The 26,055-nt window shown below is 61.1% G+C and carries 27 protein-coding genes; 12 read left to right on the top strand and 15 right to left on the bottom strand.

Translation table 11 applies throughout. The features are described from left to right. Nucleotides 1-203: 203 nt before the first annotated feature. Nucleotides 204-701 (top strand): Lrp/AsnC family transcriptional regulator, encoded by a 498-nt coding sequence (locus MLD24_RS05005; protein WP_227175699.1) that lies wholly within the window; start codon nt 204-206, stop codon nt 699-701. A 36-nt stretch (nt 702-737) separates the two neighbouring features. Here MLD24_RS05005 and MLD24_RS05000 read toward each other — a convergent pair whose 3' ends face one another. Together MLD24_RS05000 and MLD24_RS04995 are read right to left on the bottom strand one after the other, a co-directional pair. Next, the gene (locus MLD24_RS05000) at nt 738-1,355 is read right to left on the bottom strand and encodes a TetR/AcrR family transcriptional regulator (protein WP_248164728.1); all 618 of its coding nucleotides are present in this window, start codon (nt 1,353-1,355) and stop codon (nt 738-740) included. A gap of 10 nt (nt 1,356-1,365) precedes the next feature. Continuing rightward, on the bottom strand, nt 1,366-1,797 hold the full coding sequence (locus tag MLD24_RS04995; RefSeq protein ID WP_228752869.1) for a PaaI family thioesterase: 432 nt from the start codon (nt 1,795-1,797) through the stop codon (nt 1,366-1,368). Between the two features lie 235 nt (nt 1,798-2,032). Between MLD24_RS04995 and MLD24_RS04990 the strand changes: the two genes are divergently transcribed. Further along, entirely contained in the window at nt 2,033-3,769 is a 1,737-nt protein-coding gene (locus MLD24_RS04990; protein ID WP_248164725.1) for a proline--tRNA ligase, read from the top strand. 90 nt (nt 3,770-3,859) lie between these two features. Here MLD24_RS04990 and murB read toward each other — a convergent pair whose 3' ends face one another. The 9 genes from murB to MLD24_RS04945 form a co-directional block, all read right to left on the bottom strand. Then, a complete protein-coding gene (murB, locus tag MLD24_RS04985) occupies nt 3,860-4,891 on the bottom strand; it encodes a UDP-N-acetylmuramate dehydrogenase (protein ID WP_248164722.1) in 1,032 nt (343 codons plus the stop codon). Further along, complete coding sequence (locus MLD24_RS04980; protein WP_227175694.1) at nt 4,888-5,385, bottom strand: low molecular weight protein-tyrosine-phosphatase; 498 nt, start codon at nt 5,383-5,385, stop codon at nt 4,888-4,890. Before MLD24_RS04980 ends, murB begins: the two co-directional genes overlap by 4 nt. 52 nt (nt 5,386-5,437) lie before the next feature. Then, nucleotides 5,438-6,199 carry a 3-deoxy-manno-octulosonate cytidylyltransferase gene (gene kdsB, locus MLD24_RS04975; protein ID WP_248164717.1) on the bottom strand — a complete coding sequence of 254 codons (762 nt, stop codon included), beginning with the start codon at nt 6,197-6,199 and terminating at the stop codon, nt 5,438-5,440. 31 nt (nt 6,200-6,230) lie between these two features. Further along, a complete protein-coding gene (locus MLD24_RS04970; RefSeq protein WP_227175692.1) occupies nt 6,231-6,419 on the bottom strand; it encodes a Trm112 family protein in 189 nt (62 codons plus the stop codon). Between the two features lie 16 nt (nt 6,420-6,435). After that, nucleotides 6,436-7,461: a tetraacyldisaccharide 4'-kinase gene (lpxK, locus tag MLD24_RS04965; RefSeq protein ID WP_248164715.1), complete on the bottom strand. Its 1,026-nt coding sequence runs from the start codon at nt 7,459-7,461 to the stop codon at nt 6,436-6,438. Then, nucleotides 7,458-9,227 (bottom strand): lipid A export permease/ATP-binding protein MsbA, encoded by a 1,770-nt coding sequence (msbA, locus tag MLD24_RS04960; RefSeq protein ID WP_248164705.1) that lies wholly within the window; start codon nt 9,225-9,227, stop codon nt 7,458-7,460. The genes lpxK and msbA overlap by 4 nt, the downstream gene beginning before the upstream one ends. Next, on the bottom strand, nt 9,214-9,636 hold the full coding sequence (locus tag MLD24_RS04955) for an ExbD/TolR family protein (RefSeq protein ID WP_227175689.1): 423 nt from the start codon (nt 9,634-9,636) through the stop codon (nt 9,214-9,216). Before MLD24_RS04955 ends, msbA begins: the two co-directional genes overlap by 14 nt. 5 nt (nt 9,637-9,641) lie before the next feature. Beyond that, nucleotides 9,642-10,268 carry a MotA/TolQ/ExbB proton channel family protein gene (locus MLD24_RS04950; RefSeq protein ID WP_227175688.1) on the bottom strand — a complete coding sequence of 209 codons (627 nt, stop codon included), beginning with the start codon at nt 10,266-10,268 and terminating at the stop codon, nt 9,642-9,644. A gap of 82 nt (nt 10,269-10,350) precedes the next feature. Beyond that, complete coding sequence (locus MLD24_RS04945; RefSeq protein ID WP_345799671.1) at nt 10,351-12,711, bottom strand: DNA internalization-related competence protein ComEC/Rec2; 2,361 nt, start codon at nt 12,709-12,711, stop codon at nt 10,351-10,353. Between the two features lie 106 nt (nt 12,712-12,817). On the opposite strand from MLD24_RS04945, the gene MLD24_RS04940 reads away from it, so the two are divergent. After that, complete coding sequence (locus tag MLD24_RS04940; protein ID WP_227175686.1) at nt 12,818-13,336, top strand: DUF2062 domain-containing protein; 519 nt, start codon at nt 12,818-12,820, stop codon at nt 13,334-13,336. Between the two features lie 15 nt (nt 13,337-13,351). On the opposite strand, the gene MLD24_RS04935 is transcribed toward MLD24_RS04940, so the two are convergent. Both MLD24_RS04935 and MLD24_RS04930 read right to left on the bottom strand, forming a co-directional pair. After that, the gene (locus tag MLD24_RS04935) at nt 13,352-14,062 is read right to left on the bottom strand and encodes an ABC transporter ATP-binding protein (RefSeq protein WP_248164701.1); all 711 of its coding nucleotides are present in this window, start codon (nt 14,060-14,062) and stop codon (nt 13,352-13,354) included. After that, on the bottom strand, nt 14,055-15,296 hold the full coding sequence (locus MLD24_RS04930; protein WP_248164699.1) for a lipoprotein-releasing ABC transporter permease subunit: 1,242 nt from the start codon (nt 15,294-15,296) through the stop codon (nt 14,055-14,057). The genes MLD24_RS04935 and MLD24_RS04930 overlap by 8 nt, the downstream gene beginning before the upstream one ends. 115 nt (nt 15,297-15,411) lie before the next feature. Here MLD24_RS04930 and MLD24_RS04925 point away from each other — a divergent pair, with 115 nt between their 5' ends. The 9 genes from MLD24_RS04925 (at nt 15,412) to infA (ending at nt 22,406) form a co-directional block, all read left to right on the top strand. Further along, a complete protein-coding gene (locus MLD24_RS04925; RefSeq protein WP_227175683.1) occupies nt 15,412-15,987 on the top strand; it encodes a PilZ domain-containing protein in 576 nt (191 codons plus the stop codon). Nucleotides 15,988-16,021: 34 nt separating this feature from the next. Continuing rightward, entirely contained in the window at nt 16,022-16,333 is a 312-nt protein-coding gene (locus MLD24_RS04920) for a hypothetical protein (RefSeq protein ID WP_227175682.1), read from the top strand. A 95-nt stretch (nt 16,334-16,428) separates the two neighbouring features. Beyond that, a complete protein-coding gene (locus MLD24_RS04915) occupies nt 16,429-17,472 on the top strand; it encodes an agmatine deiminase family protein (protein ID WP_227176093.1) in 1,044 nt (347 codons plus the stop codon). A gap of 2 nt (nt 17,473-17,474) precedes the next feature. Continuing rightward, entirely contained in the window at nt 17,475-18,410 is a 936-nt protein-coding gene (locus tag MLD24_RS04910; RefSeq protein WP_248164697.1) for a carbon-nitrogen hydrolase, read from the top strand. Between the two features lie 52 nt (nt 18,411-18,462). After that, complete coding sequence (locus MLD24_RS04905; RefSeq protein WP_227175680.1) at nt 18,463-19,374, top strand: AAA family ATPase; 912 nt, start codon at nt 18,463-18,465, stop codon at nt 19,372-19,374. Between the two features lie 193 nt (nt 19,375-19,567). After that, on the top strand, nt 19,568-20,521 hold the full coding sequence (gene trxB / locus MLD24_RS04900; protein WP_227175679.1) for a thioredoxin-disulfide reductase: 954 nt from the start codon (nt 19,568-19,570) through the stop codon (nt 20,519-20,521). An 80-nt stretch (nt 20,522-20,601) separates the two neighbouring features. Then, nucleotides 20,602-21,315, top strand: a complete 714-nt coding sequence (gene aat, locus MLD24_RS04895) for a leucyl/phenylalanyl-tRNA--protein transferase (RefSeq protein WP_227175678.1) — start codon at nt 20,602-20,604, stop codon at nt 21,313-21,315. Next, a complete protein-coding gene (locus MLD24_RS04890) occupies nt 21,316-22,032 on the top strand; it encodes an arginyltransferase (RefSeq protein ID WP_248164694.1) in 717 nt (238 codons plus the stop codon). Between the two features lie 155 nt (nt 22,033-22,187). After that, the gene (infA, locus tag MLD24_RS04885) at nt 22,188-22,406 is read left to right on the top strand and encodes a translation initiation factor IF-1 (RefSeq protein WP_014421226.1); all 219 of its coding nucleotides are present in this window, start codon (nt 22,188-22,190) and stop codon (nt 22,404-22,406) included. An 87-nt stretch (nt 22,407-22,493) separates the two neighbouring features. Here infA and MLD24_RS04880 read toward each other — a convergent pair whose 3' ends face one another. Continuing rightward, on the bottom strand, nt 22,494-23,525 hold the full coding sequence (locus MLD24_RS04880) for a putative solute-binding protein (protein WP_248164692.1): 1,032 nt from the start codon (nt 23,523-23,525) through the stop codon (nt 22,494-22,496). A gap of 246 nt (nt 23,526-23,771) precedes the next feature. Further along, nucleotides 23,772-26,042, bottom strand: a complete 2,271-nt coding sequence (gene clpA, locus MLD24_RS04875) for an ATP-dependent Clp protease ATP-binding subunit ClpA (protein WP_227175675.1) — start codon at nt 26,040-26,042, stop codon at nt 23,772-23,774. Between the last annotated feature and the right edge of the window lie 13 nt (nt 26,043-26,055).

Genomic DNA, 26,055 nt, shown 5'->3' with positions numbered 1-26,055 from the left:
ACGATGATTCCTTGTATCAGTTATACGGTCGTTGGGCGCGGTCCCGGGTAAGCAGTCCGCACACCATGACGGATGGGGATCTCCCATGAGGAGAACCATGTTACGTCAATGCGGCAGGCAGATGCTTGCTATTTGGCAGCAGTTAGCCAAGGATGTAGCAACAATATTCCAGCCAATGGCATCTTGATAGAATAAAATTGCTCATGAATACAAAGAATCTGGTCAAGATTGACCGCACCGACCGCCGCATTCTCGAAGCCCTGCAGCAGAACGGCACCCTCAACAACCAGCAGCTGGCCGAACAGGTGGGACTGTCACCGTCGCCCTGCCTGCGACGGGTCAAGGCGCTGGAAGACGCCGGTATCATACTGCGGCGGGTGACGGTGCTGGATCACAAGAAGCTAGGGCTGACGCTGACCGCCATCATCCTGATCAGTATGGATCGCCACACCCCGGAACGCTTTGCGGCATTTGAAGAGAAGGTTATCGGGTACCCCGAGGTGCAGGAGTGTTATCTGATCACCGGCCAGGATGCCGACTACATGCTCAAGGTGGTGGTACCGGACATGGACCACTACCACCACTTTCTGCTGAATCAGATTACCCGGATTCAGGGTGTGAGCGGTGTCCACTCCAGCTTCGTATTGAGGCGGGTGCTGGACAGCACCGCCCTACCCCTGGGGTATCTGGGCACCACCTGAAAACCCCGGACAGCCCGGGGCTTCGGCGCTTCCGTCTCAGGCGGTCGCCAGTTCCTTGAGGTATGCCCTGGCCATCCGTTTGATCTCGGCAACCAGTGCGGCGGCCTCTGTTTCCGGCAAGGTGACTGCCAGTCGCAGCATCGAGCCCGTGGACCGGGGCAACAACAGACTGGCATTCCAGCGGCGGGTATCCGAAAGATGGGGAAACACCTGCTTGAGTCGGGCATCAACATCGCGGGCGTTGTGGTAAAGCTCCTGGAAATCCAGCTCCCGCAGTTCCGGCATGGCCTCAACCCCACTCCAGATGGCGGCATAGCCAGGCTCATTGCGGTAGAAGTCGTAATAGAAGTCCACCAGCACGTCGATGACTTCGTAGATGTCGGTGTCCGCCAGCCGCGCCCGCATCACGTCTTCCATCTTCTCGACGTGAGTTTCGGCAATCGCCTTTACGATCGCGGCCTTGTTGGGAAAGTAACGGTACAGCGACGCCAGGGACATGTCCGAACGACGGGCTATCGCCGACATGCTGGTGCTGTCGACCCCGACTTCGGTAAAGATTTCGGCGGCGTGTTTAAGAATACTGTTGACCCGCTCGCGGCTCCGGGCCTGAACGGGTTTGCGTCGGGGTGTTACATCAATATTGTCGTCGGTCATGCTCAACCTGTCAGTCACGTTTGGCGGGCAGTGCGTAACTGCCAGTCACGTGGGCCACCAGCTGCTCCTCGCTGTTTTCTTCGTCTCCTCCTCCTGAGAATAGTCGAACTTCGCAGAAAGCGAGACGTCGTCCCAAGCGAAGAACCACTGCTTCAGCCCTCAAATCTCCGGGCGCGGGTTTTTGCAGGAAGTTAATGGACAGATTACTGGTCACTGCCATTTCCACCTTGCCCAACGAGGCCAAAACCGCCGCGTACATGGACGCATCCGCCAGGGCCATCTGGACAGGACCCGAGATAGTACCACCGGGCCGTACAAAACGATCTGTAAAGGTAATCCGGGTCCGCGCGAAATGATCTCTCACTTCATCGACCTTGAAACCAATGTCGTCCGCCATTGGCACACCTTCACGAATCAGGCACTCAACCTCGTTCGCAGACAATCCCATAGGCACTACTCCTGTCGTCTGTACCTTATCCCGCAGGCTCCGTACAATACCCCCCACGAATCGACAAATAAAGGAACCAGTAACCGGTTTGGAGGCCCCGTCTGCCAAGGCTCTTAGCCATTGGTCGAATAGCTTCAACCCGGGTTGGCAACACGCTGCCCTGCTGAAGCAAACCGGCTCCACCGGTACCCGGTGACATTTCCCGAACACAAAGCATACGGAAGACACGATGCGAGCAAGCCGTTACCTGATTGCCACCCTCAAAGAAACCCCCGCAGACGCTGAGATTATCAGCCACCAGTTGATGCTACGGGCCGGCCTGACCCGCAAACTGGCCGCGGGCCTGTATACCTGGCTGCCAATGGGGCTGCGCGTGCTGCGCAAGGTCGAGCGGATTGTACGGGAAGAAATGGACCGCAGTGGCGCCCAGGAAGTGTTGATGCCAGCGGTACAGCCGGCCGAACTGTGGCAGGAATCCGGCCGCTGGGAGCAATACGGTGGCGAACTGCTGCGCCTCAACGATCGTCATGGCCGGGATTTCTGCTTTGGTCCGACCCACGAAGAAGTCATCACCGATCTGGTCCGCAATGAGCTGAAAAGCTACAAGGAACTGCCGGCGAACTTCTATCAGATCCAGACCAAGTTCCGTGATGAGCGCCGCCCCCGTTTCGGCGTGATGCGGGCCCGCGAGTTCCTGATGAAGGATGCCTACTCCTTCCACATCACACCCGAGTCGCTGGATGAGACCTACCAGGTCATGCACCGCACCTACTGCGCCATCTTTGATCGCCTGGGCCTGGATTACCGCCCGGTGCAGGCCGATTCCGGTTCCATTGGCGGCAGCTCGTCCCACGAGTTCCACGTGCTGGCCTCCTCTGGTGAGGATGACATCGTATTCTCAACCGGCAGCAACTACGCCGCCAATATCGAGAAGGCCGAAGCGGTTGCCCCAACTGGCGATCGACCCGCTCCCGGCGCGGAGATGGCCGAAGTGGCCACCCCGGAGCAACGCACCATCGATGCTGTGGCCCAGTTCCTCAGCCTGGCGCCCAGCCAGACCGTCAAGACGCTGATCGTCAAGGCCGAAGCCACAGAGGAAGGTGAAGACGGCGGCCTGGTGGCCCTGGTCCTGCGCGGCGACCACACCCTCAACGAGATCAAGGCCGAGAACCTGCCCGGGGTAGCGTCTCCGCTGACCATGGCCAGTGACGAAGAGATTGAGCAGGCGGTTGGTTGCAAGGCCGGCTCCATCGGTCCGGTCAAACTGGATCTGCCCGTGATTGTTGATCGCAGCGCGGCCCATCTGGCGGATTTCGTCTGTGGCGCCAACCGTGAGGGATTCCACCTGACTGGCGTTAACTGGGAACGCGATCTGCCACTGCCCCGCGTCGAAGATCTGCGCAACGTTGAAGAAGGCGACCCCAGCCCTGACGGCCAGGGCACCCTGGAGATCCGTCGCGGCATTGAGGTCGGCCACATCTTCAAGCTGGGTAACAAATACAGCCAGGCGATGGACTCCACCGTACTGGACGAGAATGGCAAGAAAGCGGTGCTGGAAATGGGCTGCTACGGCATTGGCGTGTCACGGATCGTGGCTGCCGCCATTGAGCAGAATCACGACGATCGCGGCATCATCTGGCCGGAAGCGATTGCGCCGTTCGAGGTGGCCATCGTGACCCTAAACGCCCACAAATCCCCCGCCGTTATGGAAGCGGCAGAGACGCTGTATGACCAGCTGCGCCAGGCCGGCTACGACGTCCTGCTGGACGACCGCAACGAACGCCCGGGCGTGAAGTTCGCGGACATGGAACTGACCGGCATCCCGCACCGGTTTGTGGTCTCCGACCGCGGCCTCGCCGCCGGCACGTTGGAGTACAAGGGCCGTCGCGATGCCGACAAGCAGGACCTGAACATCGAAGAGGCGCTGCCGTTCCTGGCCAACGCCGCGCCCCGCAACAGCCACTGACCGCAAAACCGCAGCCCCCGCATAGTCGGGGGCTGCTCCAGTCATCGCATCGTCACGGGCGGGCCGCACCAGCCTGACCCACCGCGAGTCTTAAGCCGAGACGATCCTCGGCTCCACTTCCAGATCGACGCCAAATGTCTCCCGCACATCGCTGCGGATTCTTTCCGCCAGCTCCAGCACATCACGCCCGGAACCGCCGCCATGATTGACCAGCACCAGAGCCTGGTGATTGTGCACGCCCACGTGGGTGTTGCGGTACCCTTTCCAGCCGCACTGATCAATCAGCCAGCCGGCGGCCAGCTTCATCGAATCACCAGCCGGGTAGGCAACCAACTGCGGATGAGACGCCCGCAGGCGCTGCCAGGTATCACGATCAACCACGGGGTTCTTGAAAAAACTGCCAGCATTCGGAAGCTGCGACGGATCAGGCAACTTGCGACGGCGAATGGCTTCGACACCATGGGCCACCGCCAGGGGTGTCAACGGCTCAGACCCGGGCTGGTCGGGGAAGTAGTTTGCCAGCTCACCATAGACCAACGAGAAGGGATAACTGCGACCAAGCCGCAGACGAATCTCCAGAATGATATAACGACCGGGCTGCTGCTTGAACAGGCTGTCCCGATAACCGAAGCGGCAATCGCTGGCTTGCAGCTCAACCACTTCCTCCGTGCGGGTATCCAGCGCCGCAAGAGATACCAGCGTATCTGCCAGCTCAACGCCGTAGGCACCGATGTTCTGAACGGGCGCGGCCCCGGCCGTGCCGGGAATCAGCGCCAGATTCTCAATGCCCCGATAGCCGGCAGCGGCGGCGTACAGCACCGCTTCGTGCCAGTTCTCTCCGGCGCCCAATACCAGGGTTGCCTCATCACCCGCCACATCACACCAGCTGCGCTCGCGAATGGTCATCCGAATGACCAGGGCGGACACATCACCGGCAATCACCAGATTGCTGCCACCACCCAGCACCAGCGTATCCAGCCCCTGGTTACGCGCCCAGCCAAGGGCCACCCGTAGCTCGTCAACGCTGGCCGCCTCAGTGTAATGATGTGCTCGAGCAGACACCTTCAGGGTGTTGTAGGCAGATAACTCGACGTGTTCTTCGATCACCGGCGAAAGGCTCACCGGAGCTGCTCCCGGATCGTCGCCAACAAGCCGTCGCTTGCCGCCTCAATGAGATCCAGAACGTGTTCAAACCCCTGGTCACCGCCGTAGTAGGGATCGGGCACCTCGCGAACGGAGGCTTCAGGCGCGTAGTCGAGAAACAGCGCCGGCTCGGTGCCACCGTTCTGGCGCCAGAAGTCCTTGATGTCCGCGAGATTCTGGCGATCCATGGTCAGGATGAAATCGAACCGATCGAGATCGCCGGCGTTAAACTGGCGGGCCCGTAAGGGCGTCAGATCGATGCCGCGGCGGGCCGCGGCAGCCGTCGCACGCTCATCCGGCGATTTACCCACGTGCCACCCGCCGGTACCACAGGAGTCGATTTCAATCCGGTCCTCCAGCCCCGCCCTTTGCACACAGGCACGAAACAGGCCTTCAGCGGTGGGCGAACGGCAGATGTTGCCCAGACACACAAACAACACCGATACCCTGTTTTCTTCCTGGTTGGCTGCCATAACGATTCTGCTGCTCCCTATCCTGTTGGTTGCTGACGGCGGATGTCGTTCGTCACGCCATCTGTCGCCGCAGGCGATCCAGATCCGCCTCGGTATCAACACCCGCCGGCGGTGGCTCCACGGCCTCCTCGACATGAATGCGGGAACCATGGTGCAGTGCCCGCAGCTGTTCCAGCGACTCGGTCTGCTCGGCTGGCGCCGGCGGCCAGGTAACAAAGTCCTGCAACAGCCCTACCCGGTAACCATAGATGCCGATGTGGCGGAAATAGCGGGTGGTTGTGGGCAATGCCTCACCCGCCTGCCCCGCCGCCCAAAGATCCCGGGCCCAGGGAATCGGCGCCCGACTGAAATAGCCCGCCATGCCCACTTGGTCGAACACCACTTTGACCACATTGGGATTGAAGACACTGGCGACGTCATCAATCGGTTCGCACAGGGTCGCAATGGTAGCCTCGGGATGGGCATCGAGATTAGCGGCGACCTGATCAATCAGGGCGGCGGGAATCAGCGGCTCGTCGCCCTGAACATTCACCACCCGGTGCTCCCGCGACAGCCCCAGCGTCGCCACCACTTCTGCCAGGCGATCGGTACCACTGGCGTGGTCCGGGGAGGTCATCACCACCTCGGCCCCAAACGCCTCACAGGCCTGGCGGATGCGATTATCGTCAGTCGCCACCACGACCCGGTCGGCAGCACTTTCGCAGGCGCGCTCATGGACATGACGGATCATCGGTTTGCCGGCAATATCCGCCAGCGGTTTTCCCGGCAGGCGGGTGGAGGCATAGCGGGCAGGAATGACAACAGTAAAGGACATGATTTATTCGTCGCGGTGGTGGATCAGGTAATCAGGCCTTGTGAAGGCGCTCGTCGGTGGTCAGGGTACGAGCCTCCACCGCCAGCATCACCGGAATGCCTTCACGGATGGGAAAGGCCATGGCGTCGTTGTAACAGATCAGCTCCTGCTTGTCGGAGTCGAGCTTGAGGTCGCCTTTACACACCGGGCAGGCCAACATCGCCAGCAGTTTCTTGTCCATCTTGATGTCTCACAGGTTAATCGGAAGGGTTAATTCTGGTGCCAGAGGTGCAAGCCTGCAACCCTGCCAGCCGTTTAAGCAGAAACTCGCCGAAGGCCTCCGGCAACTGGGCCTCGACATCCAGCACCCAGCTTTCCTCCGGCGCCAGCTGGCGGCACTTGACGGCGTCCTTGGCGGTCATCAGCAAAGCCTCGCCCGGCTCAACCGCCAGATCCCCGGCGTGAAAATGGTGATGGTCGCCAAATGGCTGGCCACGTACCTTTGCGCCCAGATGGCGAAGGGTGTTGAAAAAGCGCTCGGGATTGCCAATGCCGGCGACGGCGCGCACCCGTTTACCCGCCAGCCAGGCGACGTCGTGACACTGGCCGGAATGGAGATGACGCACCCGGGTTGGCGCCAGGGTCATGCAGTACTGATGGGGGTGGTCCAGCTCCAGGGGCGCATGGCCATTGGTCACCACGGCATCCACCGTGGCCAGCCGCTCCGGCGGCTCCCGCAGCGGCCCGACCGGAATCGGCGCACCGTTGCCCATACCCCGCTCACCATCGAACACCGCCAGTTCCAGATCCCTGGGCAAGGCGTAATGCTGCAGGCCGTCGTCACACACCAGAATATCGCCGAGCTTCTGATCAATGGCCCATTGCCCGCCACGGCACCGTTTGGGGTCGACCACCACCGGGCAACCGCACTGCTGCGCCAGCATCAACGGCTCATCACCCACCAGCTGGACATCACTGTCAGGCTGAACCGTCAGCGGATGGTGTTTGCTGCGTCCGCCGTAGCCGCGGGTAAGGATCACCGGGGACCAGCCCTGATCACGAAGGAACGCCACCAGCCACGCCGTCAACGGCGACTTGCCGGTACCGCCGGCCGTGATGTTGCCAACCACGATCACCGGCTGCGACAGGGAGGGATTGGCCCCCTCACCCCGGGCGTTCAGACGCCGCCGACGGGCAATGGAGCGATAGAGCCAGGCCAGCGGCCACAGCGGCCAGAGCGGGCGGCCCTGGCCATACCACAGCCGCTCAACGGGGGCCGTCATTCCACCTCGCTGAACTGTTTCTGATGCAACTGGGCATAGGCACCGCCGGCGGCCAGCAGCTCATCGTGTGCCCCGGATTCCACGATCTGTCCGGCCTCCATCACCAGTATCCGGTCAGCCTTCTCGATGGTTGACAGGCGGTGGGCGATGACCAAAGTGGTCCGTCCCTGCATGACGGTTTCCAGGGCTTCCTGAATATGGCGTTCGGATTCGGTATCCAGGGCCGAGGTGGCCTCGTCCAGAATCAGGATCGGCGCGTCCTTGAGCAAGGCCCGGGCAATCGCCAGTCGCTGACGCTGACCACCGGACAGCATCACGCCATTGTCGCCGATCACCGTATCCAGGCCATCCGGCATGCGGTCGATGAATTCCAGGGCGTGGGCCTTGGCAGCCGCCTCCCGAATCGCTTCCCGACTGCAGTCCTTGAGGGAGCCATAGGCAATGTTGGCCGCAATGGTGTCGTTGAACAACACGACATTCTGGGTGACCAGCGCAATCTGGGCCCGCAGGGCATCCAGGCGGAAATCCATCAGCGAATGGCCATCAATCAGAATATTGCCGTCGTGGTAGTCGTAGAACCGGGGCAACAGGCTTACCAGTGTCGACTTGCCGCTGCCGGAGCGCCCCACCAGCGCGACACTCTGGCCGGCCGGAATACTCAGGGAGATTTGCTCCAGGACGTTATCAAGCTGATCGCGATACCGGAAACAGACACCATCAAAGCGGATGTCACCCTTGACCCGCTCCGGCACGAACGTGCCCCGGTCACGCTCGGTCTCTTCGTCCATGGTGCTGAACACATCCAGCGCCGCCGCCACCCCTTTCTGGATCTTGGCGTGCACAGACGTCACCTGCCGAATGGGTTTGGCCATGGTGGTGGCCGCGGTGATAAAGGCAATAAGCTCGCCGGTGCTCATGGCGCCACGAATCTCAGGCGCCAGCATCAGCCACACCAGGGTGGCAATGGCGATGGCAACCAGTACCTGGATCACCGGCACACTGATGGCCTGGGTGGAGGCCATTTTCAGGCTCTGGGTCAGGTTATGGCGACTGACCTGATGAAACCGGTCCCGTTCGTAATCCTCACCGCCAAAGGTGCGCACGACCCGGTAGCCGGAGATGCTTTCTGAGGCGACATGGGTAATGTCCCCCATCGAGCCCTGGATACGCTGGCTGAGACGACGAAACCGCTTACTGGCGTAGCTGACCACCGCGCCGATGAGCGGGCCGACAACCAGGAACACCGCGGTCAGCTTCCAGTTGGTGTACAACATGAAGCCCAGCAGCCCGACAATGGTCAGCCCTTCCCTCAGAGTGATGGTCACCGCGTTGGTGGTAGCCTCGGCCACCTGCTCCACATTGAAGGTCAGCTTCGACACCAGGCGCCCGGAGGCGTTGTCGTCGAAATACCGAGATGGCAGGGTCAGCAGACGATCAAACAGTTCAATACGCAGGGCGTGAATCACGTTCCGCCCCACATAGCTGATGAAGTACTGACTCATGAAGGTGCCCAGACCACGGAACGCAAAGACCCCCACGATCAGCAGGGTCAGCAGAACACGGTTCTGGTCGGTGGGATTTTCAATGGCCTCGATGACGTATTCCATCGCGGCCGCCATCCCGGTGGAGGCGGCCGCGTAGATGACGTTTCCAATAACGGCCATGGAGAATGCCAGCCAGAATGGTTTGACATACGCCAGCAGCCGCTTGTAGGTCTGCCAGTTCGATTCCGGTTGCGACGTCTCCGCCGGATCAGTTGTCTTCACTGCTCTGCTCGGTGGTAATGCTCAGTTTGGCAAAGCCGAGACGGCCCGCGACGTCCATCGCCCGCACCACGAACTGGTGGGCGGTGTTGGCATCCGCGGTGATGACGAACGGCAGACTGCTGTCGCCGGCTGCCAGTTCCCGCACGGCACGCTCCAGCGTCTCCAGACGATTGTTGACCAGGGCGCGATCATTCAGGGTGTATTGACCCTGGGCATTGATCACCACATCAATCTGTTCAACAGCCGATTCCGCCTTTACACCGTTGGCCTCAGGCAACTCCACCTTGAGGTGACTTTCCCGGGTAAAGGTGGTGGACACCATGAAGAAGATCAGCAGCAGGAACACCACGTCGATCAACGGTGTAAGGTCGACCCCGACTTCCTGGCTGCGCTGACGTTGGAATTTCACGACGCTCAGGCTCCTTCGACGTCGATTTCGCGATCACCGTGGACCACTTCCACCAGCTTGATCGCCTCCTGCTCCATGTTGACCACCAGAGCGTCCACGCGGCGGATAAAGTAGCGGTGACAGATCAGCGCGGGAATGGCGACACTGAGGCCGGCAGCGGTGGTGATCAGCGCTTCGGAAATACCTCCGGCGAGATTACCCGCATTGCCGACACCGGCAACCTGGATTTCGGCGAACACCTTGATCATCCCGATGACCGTTCCCAGCAGACCCAGTAGCGGCGTGATGGTGGCGACGGTTCCCAGTGGGTTGAGGAAGCGCTCCAGCTCATGGATCACCTGGCTGGCTTCGTGTTCGATGCTTTCCTTCATGATCTCGCGACCATGTTTGGCGTTCATCAGGCCACCCGCGAGGATGCGACCCAGGGGGGATGATCCCTGCAGGACCTTGAGCTTTTTGCTATTCAGCTCTTTCTTCTTGATCCAACGCCAGAGTTCGTTGATGGTGTGCTCCGGTGCGATGCGCGACTCCCGCAACGTCCAGAAACGTTCCAGAATGATGGCCAGCGCCAGAATGGAACAGGCAACGATCGGCACCATCAGGATGCCACCGGCTTTTAACAGCTCGAACACGCTTGATCTCCCTGATTGTTTGCAAGCCGCGCTACTTTAGCATAGCTGGGGAGGTGGGCTACAGCGGGAATGTCACGGTATTTTACAGTTGCTGACGCAGCCAGAACGGCGCGTCTGCCCGCTGGAACTCCACCGTCGGGCCGAACGCTGAGAAGCGTATGGTGATGGCGCCGTGATGGGCCGTATTGAGCACCCGGCTGCCCGCCTCCCGGTAGCGGGTCTCGACCAGAGGGTGTGGATGGCCAAAGCGGTGGCGATAACCCGCACTGAACACCACCAACTCCGGCGCCAGCGCGCTCACCCATTCCGGGCCGGAAGACGTGCGGCTGCCGTGGTGAGGAGCCACCACCGCGCGCCACCGGGCCGGCGCCGGACCACCTTCTGCCAGCCAACGAGCCTCAACCTCTGTGGTGATGTCGCCCGGCAACACCACTTGCTGCCCCTGCCAGGACACTGTCGCCACACAGGATGCATCGTTTCCCGCCAGCTCACCCGGCGCCCGCCAGAATGCGACTTCCAGCTCGCCGACCTGCCATACCTGACCCACCTCACAGCGCTGTACCGCCGGCGCCGCTGGGGGCAAGCGGCGGGCAACCCGGGCCGGCTCGCCACTGTAAACCGAAGCAACCTCAATGCCCGCAAACAACTGAGGCAGCCCGCCGGCGTGATCGCTGTCACCATGACTGAGCAGCAACCGATCCAATCGAGCAACGCCCAATCGAGCAACGCCCAATCGGCGCAGACTGGGCAGCACCACACTATCGACCGCTGACAGCCCTGACGGGGTCGCCGGCCCGGTGTCGTACAACAGCGCCTGATCCTGGTGCCGTACCAGCACCGACAAGCCCTGCCCGACATCCCAGATCCACACTTCAGGCGTTGCCACCGCGCGGTTGTGGGAAGGGCCAGGCCATGCACCGGCCGCAACCGACACCACGATGATCAGGCCACCAACGAGCCGCAACCGGCGTACCGGCAGCAGCAGGCAGACAAACACCACTGACGCCAGGCCCAACGCCCCTGGCCAGCCGACCTCCGGCAGCTCCGGAACAGGCCAGGCGGCCATGCTCTCCAGCGTCAACCAGAGCGGCATCAATACCACATCAATGCCTGCCACCGCCCAACTTGAGGACACCGGAAACAGCCAAAGTACCAGCCCCAAGAACAACAACGCTGGCATCACCACCAAAGACAGCCAGGGAATCGCCAACAGGTTGGCCGCCATGCCTACCAACGACGGCGATTCCCCCAGCCACAGCAGCACCGGCCACAACATAGAAAACACCGCCACCTGCGCCAGCACCAGAGCGGTCAGCACCCCGGGTGGACGCTGCCGTCGGGCAAACACCAGAATCAGCACCGCTACGGCCAAAAAGGATAACCAGAAGCCGCGATCCAGCGGCGAGAACGGGTCCTGCAGCAACACCAGCCCCAGGGCGATCACCCAGGCCAGCCAGAGCCCGGTCTGCCGCACCCGCACCAGAAACCAGCAGCCGACCAGCACCATGATCAGAGCCCGCCGGGTCGGTACGGTGAACCCCGCCAGCAGGCTGTAGGCCAGACTGGCAGAAGCCACCGAGGCGGCAACCAGCAGCCGGTGTTGCCGGGGAGACAGCCAGTGCAACGGCAGCGCCAGCAGCAACCAGCGCACCAGCAGGCCGACGACGGCCGCGATCAGGCCCAGATGCAGACCGGAGATCGCCATCAGGTGAATGGTGCCGGTGGCTTCCAGCACCTGCCAGTCCGCCGGAGTCAGCTCACCCCGATCCCCCAGCAGCAGTGCCTTGGCCAGGCGTCGATAGTCGCCCGGCTCAAGCGCGGCCCCAAGGGCACGGGCGATGCCGCCACGCCAGCGGTGAAATCGACAGCCCAGATCACACTCCAGTTGGGGCGCTGCAGCAACCGAACGAACGGTGCCGGTTGCGCCATAACCGTGCCGGAACAACCAGGACTGATAGCGAAACCCGGCCGGATTGAGCGAACCATGGGGCTGCTTGAGTACGACCGTCAGTTGCAATCGATGAGGAAGGTCCAGCGTGGCGTTGTCGCCATACCAGGCCAGACGCAGACGGGTGGGTAACACCTCAGGTTTCGGGGAAACCGACGCCCCCCATTGCTGAACGCAGAGGCTGAAGCGTACGCTGTGGTAACTGCCGGGCGCAGGCAACTCGCAGAGATGGCCAAGAACGGTGAGCTCTCGCCCTTCCAGCGCAGCCGGCAGGACCGTCGCCAGACGCTCCTCGGACCAGCCACCGGACCAGGCCAATCCCAACAGCAACCAGCCGGCCAGCACCCCAATTCGGGCAATCAGCGCCCGGGATGTGAACCAGGCCACGCCCCAGACAACCGCAATTCCACTTACAAGCCATGGAAGCGCTGGAATGGTTCCGACGCTATACAGTAAGATAACGCCGCATGAAAAAGCGGTAATCCCTGCCCGCACAATGACTCCCCGGACAATCCTTGTCCGTAACAGACGTTGAAAGGCCCGGTCAGCCACAGGCCCCGGACTCCATCAGCCTCTAAACAGCAACAGGCAGAACGTCCCAATGCCCAAGAAGTTCATGAAACGCCACCTGCCCACGCCGGACAAGATCCGGTCTATCAAGGCGTTGCACTTCATGGGTGACATTCTGCATGAACCCAACCTCTGGCACATCAATCGCCACGGCGTCGCCCGGGCAGTGCTGGTTGGGGTTTTCCTGTGCTGTATTCCGATGCCGCTGCAGATGGTGGCCGCTGCCTTCTGTGCCATCTGGATGAATGCCAATCTGCCGTTGTCGGTGGCCCTGGTGTGGATCAGCAACCCGTTGACCATGCCGCCCATGTTCTACTTCAACTACAAGGTGGGGGCCTGGTTACTGGACCGGCCGGTGCTGGATTTCGAGTTCCAGCTGTCCATCGACTGGCTCAGCGAGCGCCTGGTCGATATCGGCATTCCGCTGTATTTCGGCTCCGTGGTTGTCGCCACCGTTTCCAGCGTGTTGTGCTATCTCGCGATCCAGTACCTGTGGCGGCGCCGGGTACGGATCAGCTGGCGCCAGCGGCAACTCGAACGCAGCAGCTGACGCCAGCGCCAAAGGCTAGCCAGCTTCCGGATGCAGGCGACCCTGCTCCAACCGTAGGACCCGGCCCAGACTCCGCGCCATGCCCATGTCGTGGGTGACCATCACAAAGGCAATTCCCAACTGGTCCCGCAGGGATTCGATCAGCTCCCGCACGCCGCCGGCGGTCTGCTCATCCAGGTTACCGGTAGGCTCATCCATCAGCACACAGTTTGGCTCGTTGACCAGCGCCCGGGCGATGGCAACGCGCTGACGCTCACCGCCAGACAGCTCCCCGGGCTTGTGCCCCAACCGCTCCTTCAGGCCCACCCGCTCCAGCAGCGCATCCGCCTTGGCAGCCGCCTGCTTTACCGACAGCCCGCCCAGGGTACACGGCAGCATGACGTTTTCGCGGGCACTGAACTCCGGCAACAGGTGATGGAACTGGTAGACAAACCCCAGATGGTGGTTGCGGAAGCGGGCCCGGGCCGCCTCCCCCATGCGATGAATCTCCTCACCACAGATGGCGATGTGCCCGGAGGACGGCCGGTCCAGGCCACCGAGCAGGTTCAGCAGGGTCGTTTTGCCGGCCCCGCTGCTGCCGACAATGGCGACGGTTTCGCTGGCATCGACGGTGAGCGAGATGTCCGAGAAGATAGTCAGCTCGGTCGGTCCCTCACTGTAGGTGCGGGTAATCTGTTCACAGTGAATGACCGGTACCGAACCGTTTCCGTTGGCCGAATTACTCATAGCGCAGCGCCTCCGCAGGATCGACACGGGACGCCCGCCATGCCGGATAGATGGTTGCCAGCAGGCTCATGGCAAGCCCGCAGCCACTGATAACAAACACGTCAGACCACTGCAGCTGGGACGGCAGGTAGCTGATGAAATAGACATTGGCATTCAGGAACTGGTGCCCCAGCACCCCTTCCAGCCAGCTGATGAAGGCGCTGATGTTCCAGGCCCCCAATACACCCAGGGTGGTACCGACAAGGGTACCCACCATGCCGATGACGGCCCCCTGGACAATAAAGATCCGCATGATCCGGCCGGGCGTGGCCCCCATGGTCCGCAGAATGGCGATGTCCGAGGTCTTGTCGGTCACCACCATCACCAGGGTGGAGACAATATTGAACGCGGCGACCGCCACGATAAACATAAGCAGCAGGCCGATCATGGTTTTCTCCATGCGAATGGCCTGGAACAGGTTGCCGTGGGTGCGGGTCCAATCGGAAATGTAGTAGCGGCCGTTCAGCTGCATGGCAGCCTCCTCGGCCACCTTAGGAGCCTTGAACAGATCGTCCACCAGCAGCCGTACGCCTTCTGCCCGACCATTGGTGCGCATCAGCTTGGCGGCATCGTCCATGTGGATCAGGGTGTAACTGGCATCCAGCTCCGCTCCCACACTGAATATTCCCTTAACGGTAAACCGCTTGAGTCGCGGCAACACGCCGGCTGGGGTCACCGAGGCTTCCGGCAGCACAACCGTAACCCGGTCACCCACCTGGAGCCTCAGGCTGCTGGCCATCAACTGGCCGATAATGATGCCGAACTCACCACTGTGAAGGTCTTCCAGAGCACCAACTTTCATGTGGTTTTCGATAATGGAGACTTCCCGTTCCTGATCCGGCAGGATACCGTTAAGCATGACGCCGCGAACGTTGCCGCCGCCGGTTACCATGCCTTGCCCCTGGATGAAAGGCGCAGCAGCCAGCACGTGGGGATGATCCGTCACCTGCTGGTCGACCGCCATCCAGTCATCAATCGGGCCATCGCCTCGAATGACGGCGTGGGGAACCATGCCGAGGATGCGCTGTTTCAGCTCCCGGTCAAAACCGTTCATGACCGACAGCACAATAATGAGGACAGCCACCCCCAGCATGAGGCCGATCATGGAAGTCATGGAAATGAACGAGATAAAGTGATTGCGGCGCTTGGCGGCGGTGTACCGCAAGCCGATATAGAGCGATAGGGGTCTGAACATGGGGGCGAGTCTGCCTAAACCTTCAGTGGGCCAAACCTGCTGACGGCTCACAGACCGGCAGGAAGCTGCTAAACTTGTGTAACATAACAAAAAACACGTGACTGACGGAGACATCATGGCCCTGGAGCCATCATCTGCTAACCCGCCCGATCGACGCGACTACTTTCGCATCGAAGACAGGATTGGGCTGGAAATCCGCCGCTTGGACGCCGACACCCCAACGCCCAACGATCCCTTCAATGGCGATCATCTGGACGACCTGAGAGCCGAGCTGAGACGGCTGGATCAGGACATACGCCTGCACCTGGCCAGCCTGGCGGAGCGGGACCGCCTGATGACAACCCTGATCAAATCCCTGAATGGGAAGCTCGATACGCTGGCGCGCATTATGGCCTTTGAACAAAATCCGTTGCAACAGGACCAGTGGCAGCAGGTGACCCTGAGCGAGGGCGGTATCGCCTTCGTCACGCCCACCGCCAGCTATCAGCGTGGTGACCGCCTGGCCGTACGCATGACGCTGCCACCAGAGCTGTTCCGCCCCCAGGCCATCGCCGAGGTGGTCGACGCCAAAGCCGATGACGCAGGCAACTGGCGGGTCCACGCCGAATTCACCAGCATCCACGACAGTGACCGCCAACAGATTGCCCGCCACGTCATGCGTTGGCAGGTTCGACAACGTCAGAAAAACTGAACGGAAACATATCATTGACCCAAGGAGTACCGCGATGACCAAACCTTCACTTGCCTTCCGGCCCGCCGTATTGGCGCTCTCAGCCCTGTTCGGACTCACCCTGGCGACCGGCGCTGCCGCCGATCAGGTCGTCGTCCCGGTCATGAACCAGGCCGACCGGGCCCAGGCAGAACTGCCCCGCACCGGGCAGAGCCAGGCCGACGTCCGTTCCCGTCTGGGCGACCCGCGACAGGTACGGGGCCCGGTTGGCAATCCCCCGATCAGTCAGTGGCACTATCCAACCATGGTCATCTACTTTGAGGGCGATCACGTAATTCACGCCGTGCTTAAGCCCAAAAGCAAGTAACAGTAATGAAATTGCCGGGCGCCGCGCCTAGAATGGCCACTTTCTGACGAACAACCCATGGGGGTCGCGAAACCTTGAGCTCTACATCTGTCCTGATGCCTGCCGAGTGGGCCCGTCAACGGGCCGTCATGCTGACCTGGCCCCATTCCGGAACTGACTGGCAGACCCAGCTGGAAGAGGCAGACTCGGTTTTCCTGGCCATCGCCAGAGCTGTTCTGCAACGCCAGGATCTGTTGATCAGCTGTCAGGACCGCCAACGGGCTGAGGAGCTTCGACATCAGCTGAGTCAGGCCGGGTCAGACCACGGTCTGATCGGCAAGGTAACCGTGATCGAAGCGCCTGCGGATGATACCTGGGCGCGGGATCACGGCCCCATTACCGTTGTCGTTGACGGCCAGACCAGACTGCTGGATTTCCGCTTCAACGCCTGGGGCGGCAAATTCGACTACCACAACGACGATCAGCTGAACCAGCGACTGGTCGAAGCCGGCGGCTTTGGCGACCTGCCGCTGGTACCAATTGACCTGGTACTGGAAGGCGGGTCCATCGAATCGGATGGCGCCGGTACCCTGCTGACCACCAGCGAATGTCTGCTGACTCCTACCCGCAACCCCTCACTGGACCGCACCGGCCTGGAAGAGGCGCTGTGTCAGCATCTGGGCGCCAAGCGCATTCTCTGGCTCAACCACGGCTATCTGGCCGGTGACGACACCGACAGCCACGTCGATACCCTGGCCCGGTTCTGTGCGCCAGACAGCATTTGCTACGTTGCCTGCAACGACCCGGACGACGAGCACTATCCGGCCCTCAAGGCAATGGAGGAAGATCTTCGCGAGTTCCGTCAGAGCAATGGCGAGCCCTATCGCCTGACTCCCCTGCCCTGGCCCGACCCGATTCACGACGAGGACGGCAACCGGCTGCCGGCGACCTACGCCAACTTCCTGATCATCAATGACGCGGTGCTCCTGCCGGTATACGGCGTACCTCAGGATGGCACCGCCATCAAGACCCTGGCGGACCTGTTTCCGCAGCGAGAGGTCGTCCCGATTGATTGCCGGGCGCTGATCCGGCAGCACGGCAGCCTGCACTGCGTAACCATGCAAATTCCGGACGACCTGCCGTCCGGCGGAGTCGCCTGACAATGATCCAGACCACTACGTCGAGCCAGAACACTGCATCACTCCACGTCGCCGCCATCCAACAGACCTGCAGTGCCGACAAGACCACCAGCCTGGACACCAGTGAACGGCTGATCCGCCAGGCCGCTGCCGACGGCGCGGAACTGGTGGTTCTGCAGGAACTGCACGCCACCCTGTACTTCTGTCAGACCGAGGACACTGCGGTGTTCGAGTTGGCAGAACCCATTCCCGGACCAACCAGTGAGCGGCTGTCCGCCCTGGCCCGGGAACTCGGCATTGTATTGGTCGGATCGGTGTTCGAGCGCCGCATGAACGGGGTTTACCACAACACCGCACTGGTCTTTGAGCGCGACGGCAGTCTGGCCGGCCTGTATCGCAAGATGCACATACCGGACGACCCGGGGTTCTACGAGAAGTTCTATTTCACTCCTGGCGATGCCGAGTTCAATGATGGCCGCAACGGCTTTACGCCAATCCACACCTCCGTCGGCACCCTCGGCGTGCTGGTGTGCTGGGACCAGTGGTACCCCGAAGCAGCCCGCCTAATGGCGCTGGCCGGTGCGGAACTGCTGATCTACCCCACCGCCATTGGCTGGGACATGACCGACGATGACGACGAGCGCAGCCGTCAGCTTGACGCCTGGGTCACCGTGCAACGGGGACACGCGGTCGCCAACAACCTGCCGGTCATCGCGCCCAACCGAACGGGAACTGAACCCGATCCGTCGGGTCACAGCGACGGCATCCGCTTCTGGGGTAACAGTTTCATCTGCGGACCGCAGGGCGAAATTCTGGCCCGTGCCGGGGACAGCGACGAGGCCGTTCTGACCGCCACCATCAACCGACAGCGCAGCGAAGCCATCCGCCGGATCTGGCCGTACCTGCGAGATCGACGGATTGATGCCTACGGCGACCTGCTCAAGCGCGTCCGGGACTGATCCCGGCATCACCGCCACTTAAACCAGCCAGCCACAAGGACCCCTTCAAGGCATGAAGAAACTGATCGACAGTGTTGTGGGCGAACTTAACAACATCCTGCTGGGCAAGGAGCATCAGGTACGCCTGGCACTCTGCGGACTGCTCGCCCGTGGTCACCTGCTGATCGAAGACATTCCCGGGATGGGCAAGACCACCCTGTCCCACGCCCTCGCCCAGGCACTGGGACTGAGCTACCAGCGCATCCAGTTCACCAACGACCTGCTGCCCGCCGATGTACTGGGCTTTTCGATGTACGACAAAGAGGCAGGCACCCTGGTGTTTCATCCTGGCCCGGTGTTCGCCCAGCTGGTTTTGGCGGACGAAATCAACCGCGCCTCGCCACGCACCCAGAGCGCACTGCTGGAAGCCATGGAGGAGCGCCAGGTCTCCATTGAAGGGGAAACCCGGCCGCTGCCAAAGCCCTTCTTTGTCATTGCCACCCAGAATCCGGTGGAACAAGGGGGTACCTACCCGCTACCGGAGTCCCAGCTTGACCGTTTCCTGATGCGCCTCCACCTTGGCTATCCCGATCCGCGGGCCGAGCGTGAGCTGCTGGAAGGTGAGGATCGTCGTGCATTGACCGATCGCATGACCCCACACCTTACCGAACGCGATCTGAAGACCCTGCAGGACGGGGTCGAGCGGGTCAGCACCAGCCCGGCGCTGCTGGACTACATTCAGCGCCTGCTGGAACAGAGCCGGCGCACACCCGGACTGATGTACGGTCTATCGCCGAGAGCCGGGCTGGGCTTACTGCGTGCCGCCAAAGCCTGGGCACTGATGGAAGGACGTCATCATGTCCTGCCCGATGACATTCAGGCGGTGTTCCCCGCGGTCGCAGGGCACCGACTGGAACAGGGAGAGGCCGGCAAGGGCACCGAGCGGGTACGGGAACTGCTGACCAGCGTGTCGGTGCTGGATTAGGCCCCAACCTGACCGCAACAGCCCTCACCATAGTCACCCGCAATCAGCAGGATTGGGGGATTCGACTGGCGCCCGAACAGGAACATGGTAGGCTGGCGCCTTTAAATACGTCAGCCCGCCCCCACAACCTGTTTGATGCAGGGGCTCCCTGACCACCAACGACTTTGCACGTACCGTTACCGAGAGATGCGCTATGAGTGAAACCAAGCATTCCCGCCTGATTATTCTGGGCTCCGGCCCGGCCGGCTATACCGCCGCCGTGTACGCCGCGCGCGCCAACCTGAACCCGACCCTGATCACCGGCATCGAAGTGGGCGGCCAGCTCACCACCACCACCGACGTCGACAACTGGCCAGGCGACAATGATGGTGTTCAGGGGCCGGAACTGATGCAGCGCATGCTCAAGCACGCCGAGCGGTTCGAGACCAACGTAGTGTATGACTACATCAACGAAGCCGACCTGCGCAGCCGCCCCTTCCGCCTCAAGGGTGACAGCGGTGAGTACACCTGTGATGCCCTGATCATCGCCACTGGCGCCTCCGCCATGTACCTGGGACTGGAATCCGAAGAAGCGTTTAAGGGTCAGGGTGTATCCGCCTGCGCCACCTGTGACGGTTTCTTCTACCGCAAACAGAAAGTCGCGGTGATCGGTGGCGGCAATACCGCCGTTGAAGAGGCGCTGTACCTCTCCAACATCGCCGAGGAAGTCACTCTGGTTCATCGCCGGGACTCCCTGCGGGCCGAGAAAATCCTCCAGGACAAACTGTTCGAGAAAGCCAAGAACGGCAACGTCAAGATTGTCTGGGATCACACCCTGGACGAGGTCCTTGGCGACAACACCGGTGTCACCGGTATGCGCATCAAGAGCACCAAGGACGACAGCACCCAGGACATCGATCTGGCGGGCGTCTTCATTGCCATTGGCCACAAGCCGAACACCGACCTGTTCACTGATCAGCTCGATATGGAAAACGGCTACCTGAAGATTCGCTCCGGGCTTGAAGGCATGGCCACCGAAACCAGCGTGCCGGGCGTGTTCGCCGCCGGCGATGTGGCTGACCACGTATACCGTCAGGCGGTTACTTCCGCCGGCTTCGGCTGCATGGCGGCCCTGGACGCAGAACGCTTCCTGGATCAGCAGGACTAGGGCGCCCGGGAACAACTACACTGTCAGACGGGGCCGGTCATTGAGATCGCCCCGTCCACGCAACCCGCTTGAAGAACCGGATGGCCTCACTTCCCTGGATTGACCCGGACCACCTGTGGTTCCCTCCCGCCGATCAGGCCCTGGATGACCCCGATGGCCTGCTTGCCCTCGGTGGCGACCTGTCCACGCAGCGTCTCATCCTGGCCTACCGGAATGGCATCTTCCCCTGGTACAGCGACGAACAGCCGATCCTGTGGTGGTCACCGGACCCGCGCTGCGTGCTGTTTCCCGACGAAGTTCATGTTTCTCGCAGCCTGCGCCGAACGCTGAACCAACAGCGCTTTTCCATCACAGCCGACCACAACTTTGACGCTGTCATCCGCCAATGCGCCCACAGCCGCAGCGAAGGCACTTGGATTACCAGCGACATGATCCAGGCCTACCGGCGCCTGCACGACCTCGGCGTCGCCCACTCCATCGAGGCTTGGGACCGCGACGGAAACCTGGCCGGCGGCATGTATGGCATCGCCCTGGGGCGCTGTTTCTTCGGCGAATCCATGTTCTCGGCACAAACCAACGCCTCCAAGGTATTGATGGTACATCTGGCCAATCAGCTCGGCGCCTGGGGCTACCGGATCATGGACTGTCAGGTTGAAAGTGGACACCTGTTACGAATGGGCGCACGCTGCATTTCAAGACAGGCGTTTTTATCTATACTGGGAGCAAGTGTCGACAGACCGCCAGACCACGGGGACTGGAACTTCCAGTGGCGCTGGCCGGGGCCGGAGGTGTGAATGACCAATCTCAGAACCCTGGCGTTTTTCGCCACGCCACCACACGATTGCAGCTACCTGCCTGACCGGGAAGCAACGACGATGTTCGTTGACCCGCGGGCGGATATTAGCAAACGGCTGTACAGCCAACTCACCACCTTGGGCTTCCGCCGCAGCGGCTCCCACTATTACCGGCCACACTGTGAGGCCTGCTCAGCCTGTGTACCGGTACGCCTCAATGCCGAACGCTTCGTGGCGGACCGCAGCCAGCGACGGGTCTGGAAGCGCAACAGCGACCTGCAGTGCGAACTGGTGCCCGGACGCTACTCCGAAGAGTATTACGCCCTTTACGAACGCTATATCCGACTGCGCCATTCCGACGGCGACATGTACCCGCCCTCCCGGGAGCAGTTCACCTCCTTCCTGGTGGAGGGTGCAACCGACACCTGGTTCCTGGAAATGCGACTGGACAACCAGCTGATCGGACTGGCGGTGGTTGATGCGTTGGAAGACGGCCTCTCGGCGATCTACACGGTGTTTGATCCAGACCAGGACCACCGCAGCCTGGGCAGCTTTGCGATCCTCTGGCAGCTCGAGGAAGTCCGTCGCCGCGACATGGCCTACCTTTACCTTGGCTACTGGATCAAGGCATGCCGCAAGATGAACTACAAGACCCGGTTCCGCCCCATTGAGGCGCTGGTGGACGGCCATTGGCAGGAACTGCCAGAGACCCGCTAGCATCCCGCGCCCGGCCCTCAAAACGGCGGCCACACACGCCAAAATGGCTATTTTTATCGATTTGTCCCGGCTGACTTTGCCAAACGACTATAATTCAGGCAGAATTGCGCCATTTTCAAATTACGGAAAGTCCATCCAAACGAGGTTTCTACTGAATGGCGAAGTCAGATGTCATTGAAATGGAAGGCGTTATCATCGACACCCTTCCCAACACCATGTTTCGGGTTGAGCTGAGCAACGGTCACGTTGTCACCGCCCACATCTCTGGCAAAATGCGCAAGAACTACATCCGCATCCTCACCGGCGACAAGGTCAAGGTCGAACTGACTCCTTACGACCTGAGCAAGGGCCGCATCGTCTACCGCGCCCGTTAAGCCTTCAGTGACTTCCGAAAGCCCCGCTCGCGGGGCTTTTTACGTTTCTGGCCCGACGACCAGTACGGATCGCCGGGCCAGGATCAGTCACTCCCTATCAACGGCCGAACACTCGTCCGCCCCGGGATTGGTGTAACAACGCACCTTGCGCAAAATCGTCATCATGTCATCGTTGTAGGCGCGGGCTGCGAGTTGAACCTGCGCGTCTTCCGATGACTGCATATCCAGCCGCACGCCACGCAGCATGGCCTGGTAGGCCCGCACATCGTCGGTCGAAATGTCGATCCAGCGGGACTCCGGAATTGCGTCTTCGTACTGGCGGATCACCCGCATGGCTTCAGGGTACAAGCGACTGATCAACCGCCGCGACTGACGCACAAAGCGCTCCTCGAACGCGCCCTTACGGGCCACCAATTGAATGGTCACCTGTCCCACCGGGTAACGGACAATGCCACCGCTCTCGCCCATGCCACGGAACATTTCCAGCACCTCGTAAGCCGCTCCTGGTGCGTAACTGATGTCGGCATCACCCCGATTGAACAGGGTATGGAAATTGGAGATGCGCGCATCCACGGGCTCAGCCCCCACATATTCGATCATGTGGCGGGCGTCGTGATGACCATCAAACACCGTGATTCGCTTGCCTTTCAGGGCGTCGACATGATTGATCTGGCGATCATTGACGAACAGGTAGGCAGCCCCCATCGGCGCTACCCCCAGGATTTGATAGGCCTCAGTCTCCAGGTGATCGGCCACCCGGGGACTCGCCAGAATGTACATCAGCACCTTGAGGTCCTCGTACCGGGGAACTGCGCCGATCGCGCTGATGGAGCCGGTAAAATCGTTGTAGCGGCGCACCCCCATGTCGGTGACAGCCACCAGGTCGCAGTCACCGGCTTCGAAGTCCTCAACCGCCTTCTGCTCATTATTGTAGGGGCGCATATGGAGCTGTACGCCTTTGGCCACCGCCTGGCGTTTGTAGATTTCCAGGGTCTTGTAGACAAAGCCATTGGCACCAGCCACGTCGAAGACACAGAATTCCTTGCGCTCAGCGGCAAGCGCAGGGGTTGAGAATGAGGGCCACGCGAACAGCAGCACCAGCAGGATTAACCCTCTCATTCGACCTATCTCCTTATTGTTGTCAGGCGTTTCGGGGATTGTGTAAGGGATCTCAGGATCGATCCCACATTGGCAGATTGTCCGACGAAAGAAATTGACAGCAGGAACCGGCGTATGACGCTGACCGGTCAACAGGCCACCACCAGCCCCGGGGGAAAGGAACCCCAGTGCCAAACCGCAGTGCCGCAGCCATAAAAAAAGCCGCCCCGGTTTCCCGGCGCGGCTTTGACAGGCCTGAAGGTTGAATCAGACGGCTTCGGCGGGCTCGTCCTCGTACTCAAAGACCAGCTCGTCGCCTTCCAGGTGGACGTTCACCTCGCCCCCATTCTCGGAAAGGCTGCCAAACAGGATCTGCTCCGCCAGCGGACGCTTGATCTTGTCCTGGATCAGACGGGCCATTGGGCGGGCCCCCATGGTGACGTCATAGCCTTTCTCTGCCAGCCAGCGCTTCGCTGCGTCATCCACATGCAGAACCACGTGTTTCTCGTCGAGCTGGGCCTGCAGCTCGGTGAGGAACTTGTCCACCACATAGGTGATGGTGTCCTGCTCCAGATCGCCAAACTGGATGATGCCATCCAGACGGTTGCGGAATTCCGGAGTAAAGGTCTTGCTGATGACCTCCATGCCATCGGTGCTGTGATCCTGCTCACTGAAACCAATGGAACGGCGGGCCATGTTCTCCGCTCCGGCGTTGGTGGTCATCACCAGGATGACGTGACGGAAGTCAGCCTTGCGGCCGTTGTTGTCCGTCAGCGTGCCGTGGTCCATCACCTGCAGCAGCAGGTTGAACACCTCCGGGTGGGCCTTCTCGATCTCGTCCAGCAGCAACACGCAGTGTGGATGCTTGTTGACCGCTTCGGTCAGCAGACCACCCTGGTCATAGCCAACATAGCCGGGAGGCGCACCGATCAGGCGGGACACGGTATGCCGCTCCATGTACTCGGACATGTCGAAGCGCACCAATTCAATGCCCAGCACCTTGGCCAACTGACGGGTCACCTCAGTCTTACCGACCCCGGTCGGGCCGGCGAACAGGAACGCCCCTTCAGGCTTCTCCGGCGCCTTGAGGCCGGCACGGGCCAGCTTGATCGCTGTCGACAGCGACTCGATCGCCCGATCCTGGCCAAACACCACCATCTTCAAGTCCCGCTCCATATTGCGCAGCAGGTCCTTGTCGGAGGTGGACACGTTCTTCGGTGGAATGCGGGCAATGGTCGCCACCACATCCTCAATCGCCGACACACCAATCACTTTCTTGCGCTTGGTAGCAGGCTGAAGGCGCTGGCGGGCACCGGCTTCATCAATTACATCTATCGCCTTATCCGGCAGGTGACGGTCGCTGATGTAGCGATCCGCCAGCTCTGCCGCCACCCGCAGGGCTTTGTCGGTGTACTTGAGATCGTGATGCTTCTCGAAGTGCGGCTTCAGGCCGCGGAGGATCTGATAGGTATCCTCCACACTTGGCTCGTTGACATCGATCTTCTGGAAACGCCGCGCCAGGGCGCTGTCCTTTTCGAAGATGCCGCGGAATTCGGAAAAGGTGGTGGAACCGATGCAGCGGATTTCCCCGGAACTCAGCATTGGCTTGAGCAGGTTGGAGGCATCCATAACCCCGCCAGACGCTGATCCGGCACCAATGATGGTGTGGATCTCGTCAATGAACAGGATGGCGTGACTCTCTTTCTTGAGTTCGGCCAGCAGGCCCTTGAGGCGCTTTTCAAAGTCGCCCCGATACTTGGTGCCGGCCAGCAGTGCCCCCAGGTCCAGCGCATAAACCACCGCGTCGGAGATAATCTCCGGCACCTGGCCATCAACGATGCGACGGGCCAGACCTTCGGCGATGGCAGTCTTGCCAACCCCAGCCTCACCCACCAGCAACGGGTTGTTCTTGCGGCGGCGGGCCAGAATCTGGACCACCCGCTCCACCTCATGTTCGCGACCAATGAGCGGATCAATACGCCCTTGCCGCGCCTGCTCATTGAGGTTAGTGGCGTAGCTCTCCAGAGGCTTGTTGGAGCCGCCCTCCTCCGAGGACTCCTCATGAGTTCCCTGCTCACCTCCCTCCTGGTCTTCCGCGCCCTGGACACGGGAGATGCCATGGGACACATAGTTGACCACGTCGATTCGGGCGATGTTCTGCTTCTTCAGTACATACACCGCCTGGCTTTCCTGCTCGCTGAAGATGGCCACCAGCACATTGGCGCCGGTTACCTCTTTCTTGCCAGAGGACTGCACATGGAAGACCGCGCGCTGGAGCACGCGCTGGAATCCCAGGGTGGGCTGAGTCTCCCGCTCACTGTCGGAGCTGGGAATCAGCGGTGTTGTGGAGTCGACGAATTCGACCAGTTCGTCCTGCAGCTGCTGCAGGTCCGCACCGCACGCCTTGAGGACATTGACCGCCGAATCGTTATCCAGCAGGGCAAGCAACAGGTGCTCCACAGTCATGAACTCGTGGCGCTTGTCGCGGGCGTTCTTAAAGGCCGTATTCAGCGTATGTTCAAGGTCTTTGCTCAGCATGGGCCACCCCAAG

The sequence above is a fragment of the Marinobacter xestospongiae genome (genome assembly GCF_023156385.1).
Lineage (GTDB): Bacteria > Pseudomonadota > Gammaproteobacteria > Pseudomonadales > Oleiphilaceae > Marinobacter > Marinobacter xestospongiae.
Note: the sequence above shows the minus strand (reverse complement) of the source record. Positions and strands in the feature narration are given on the sequence as shown.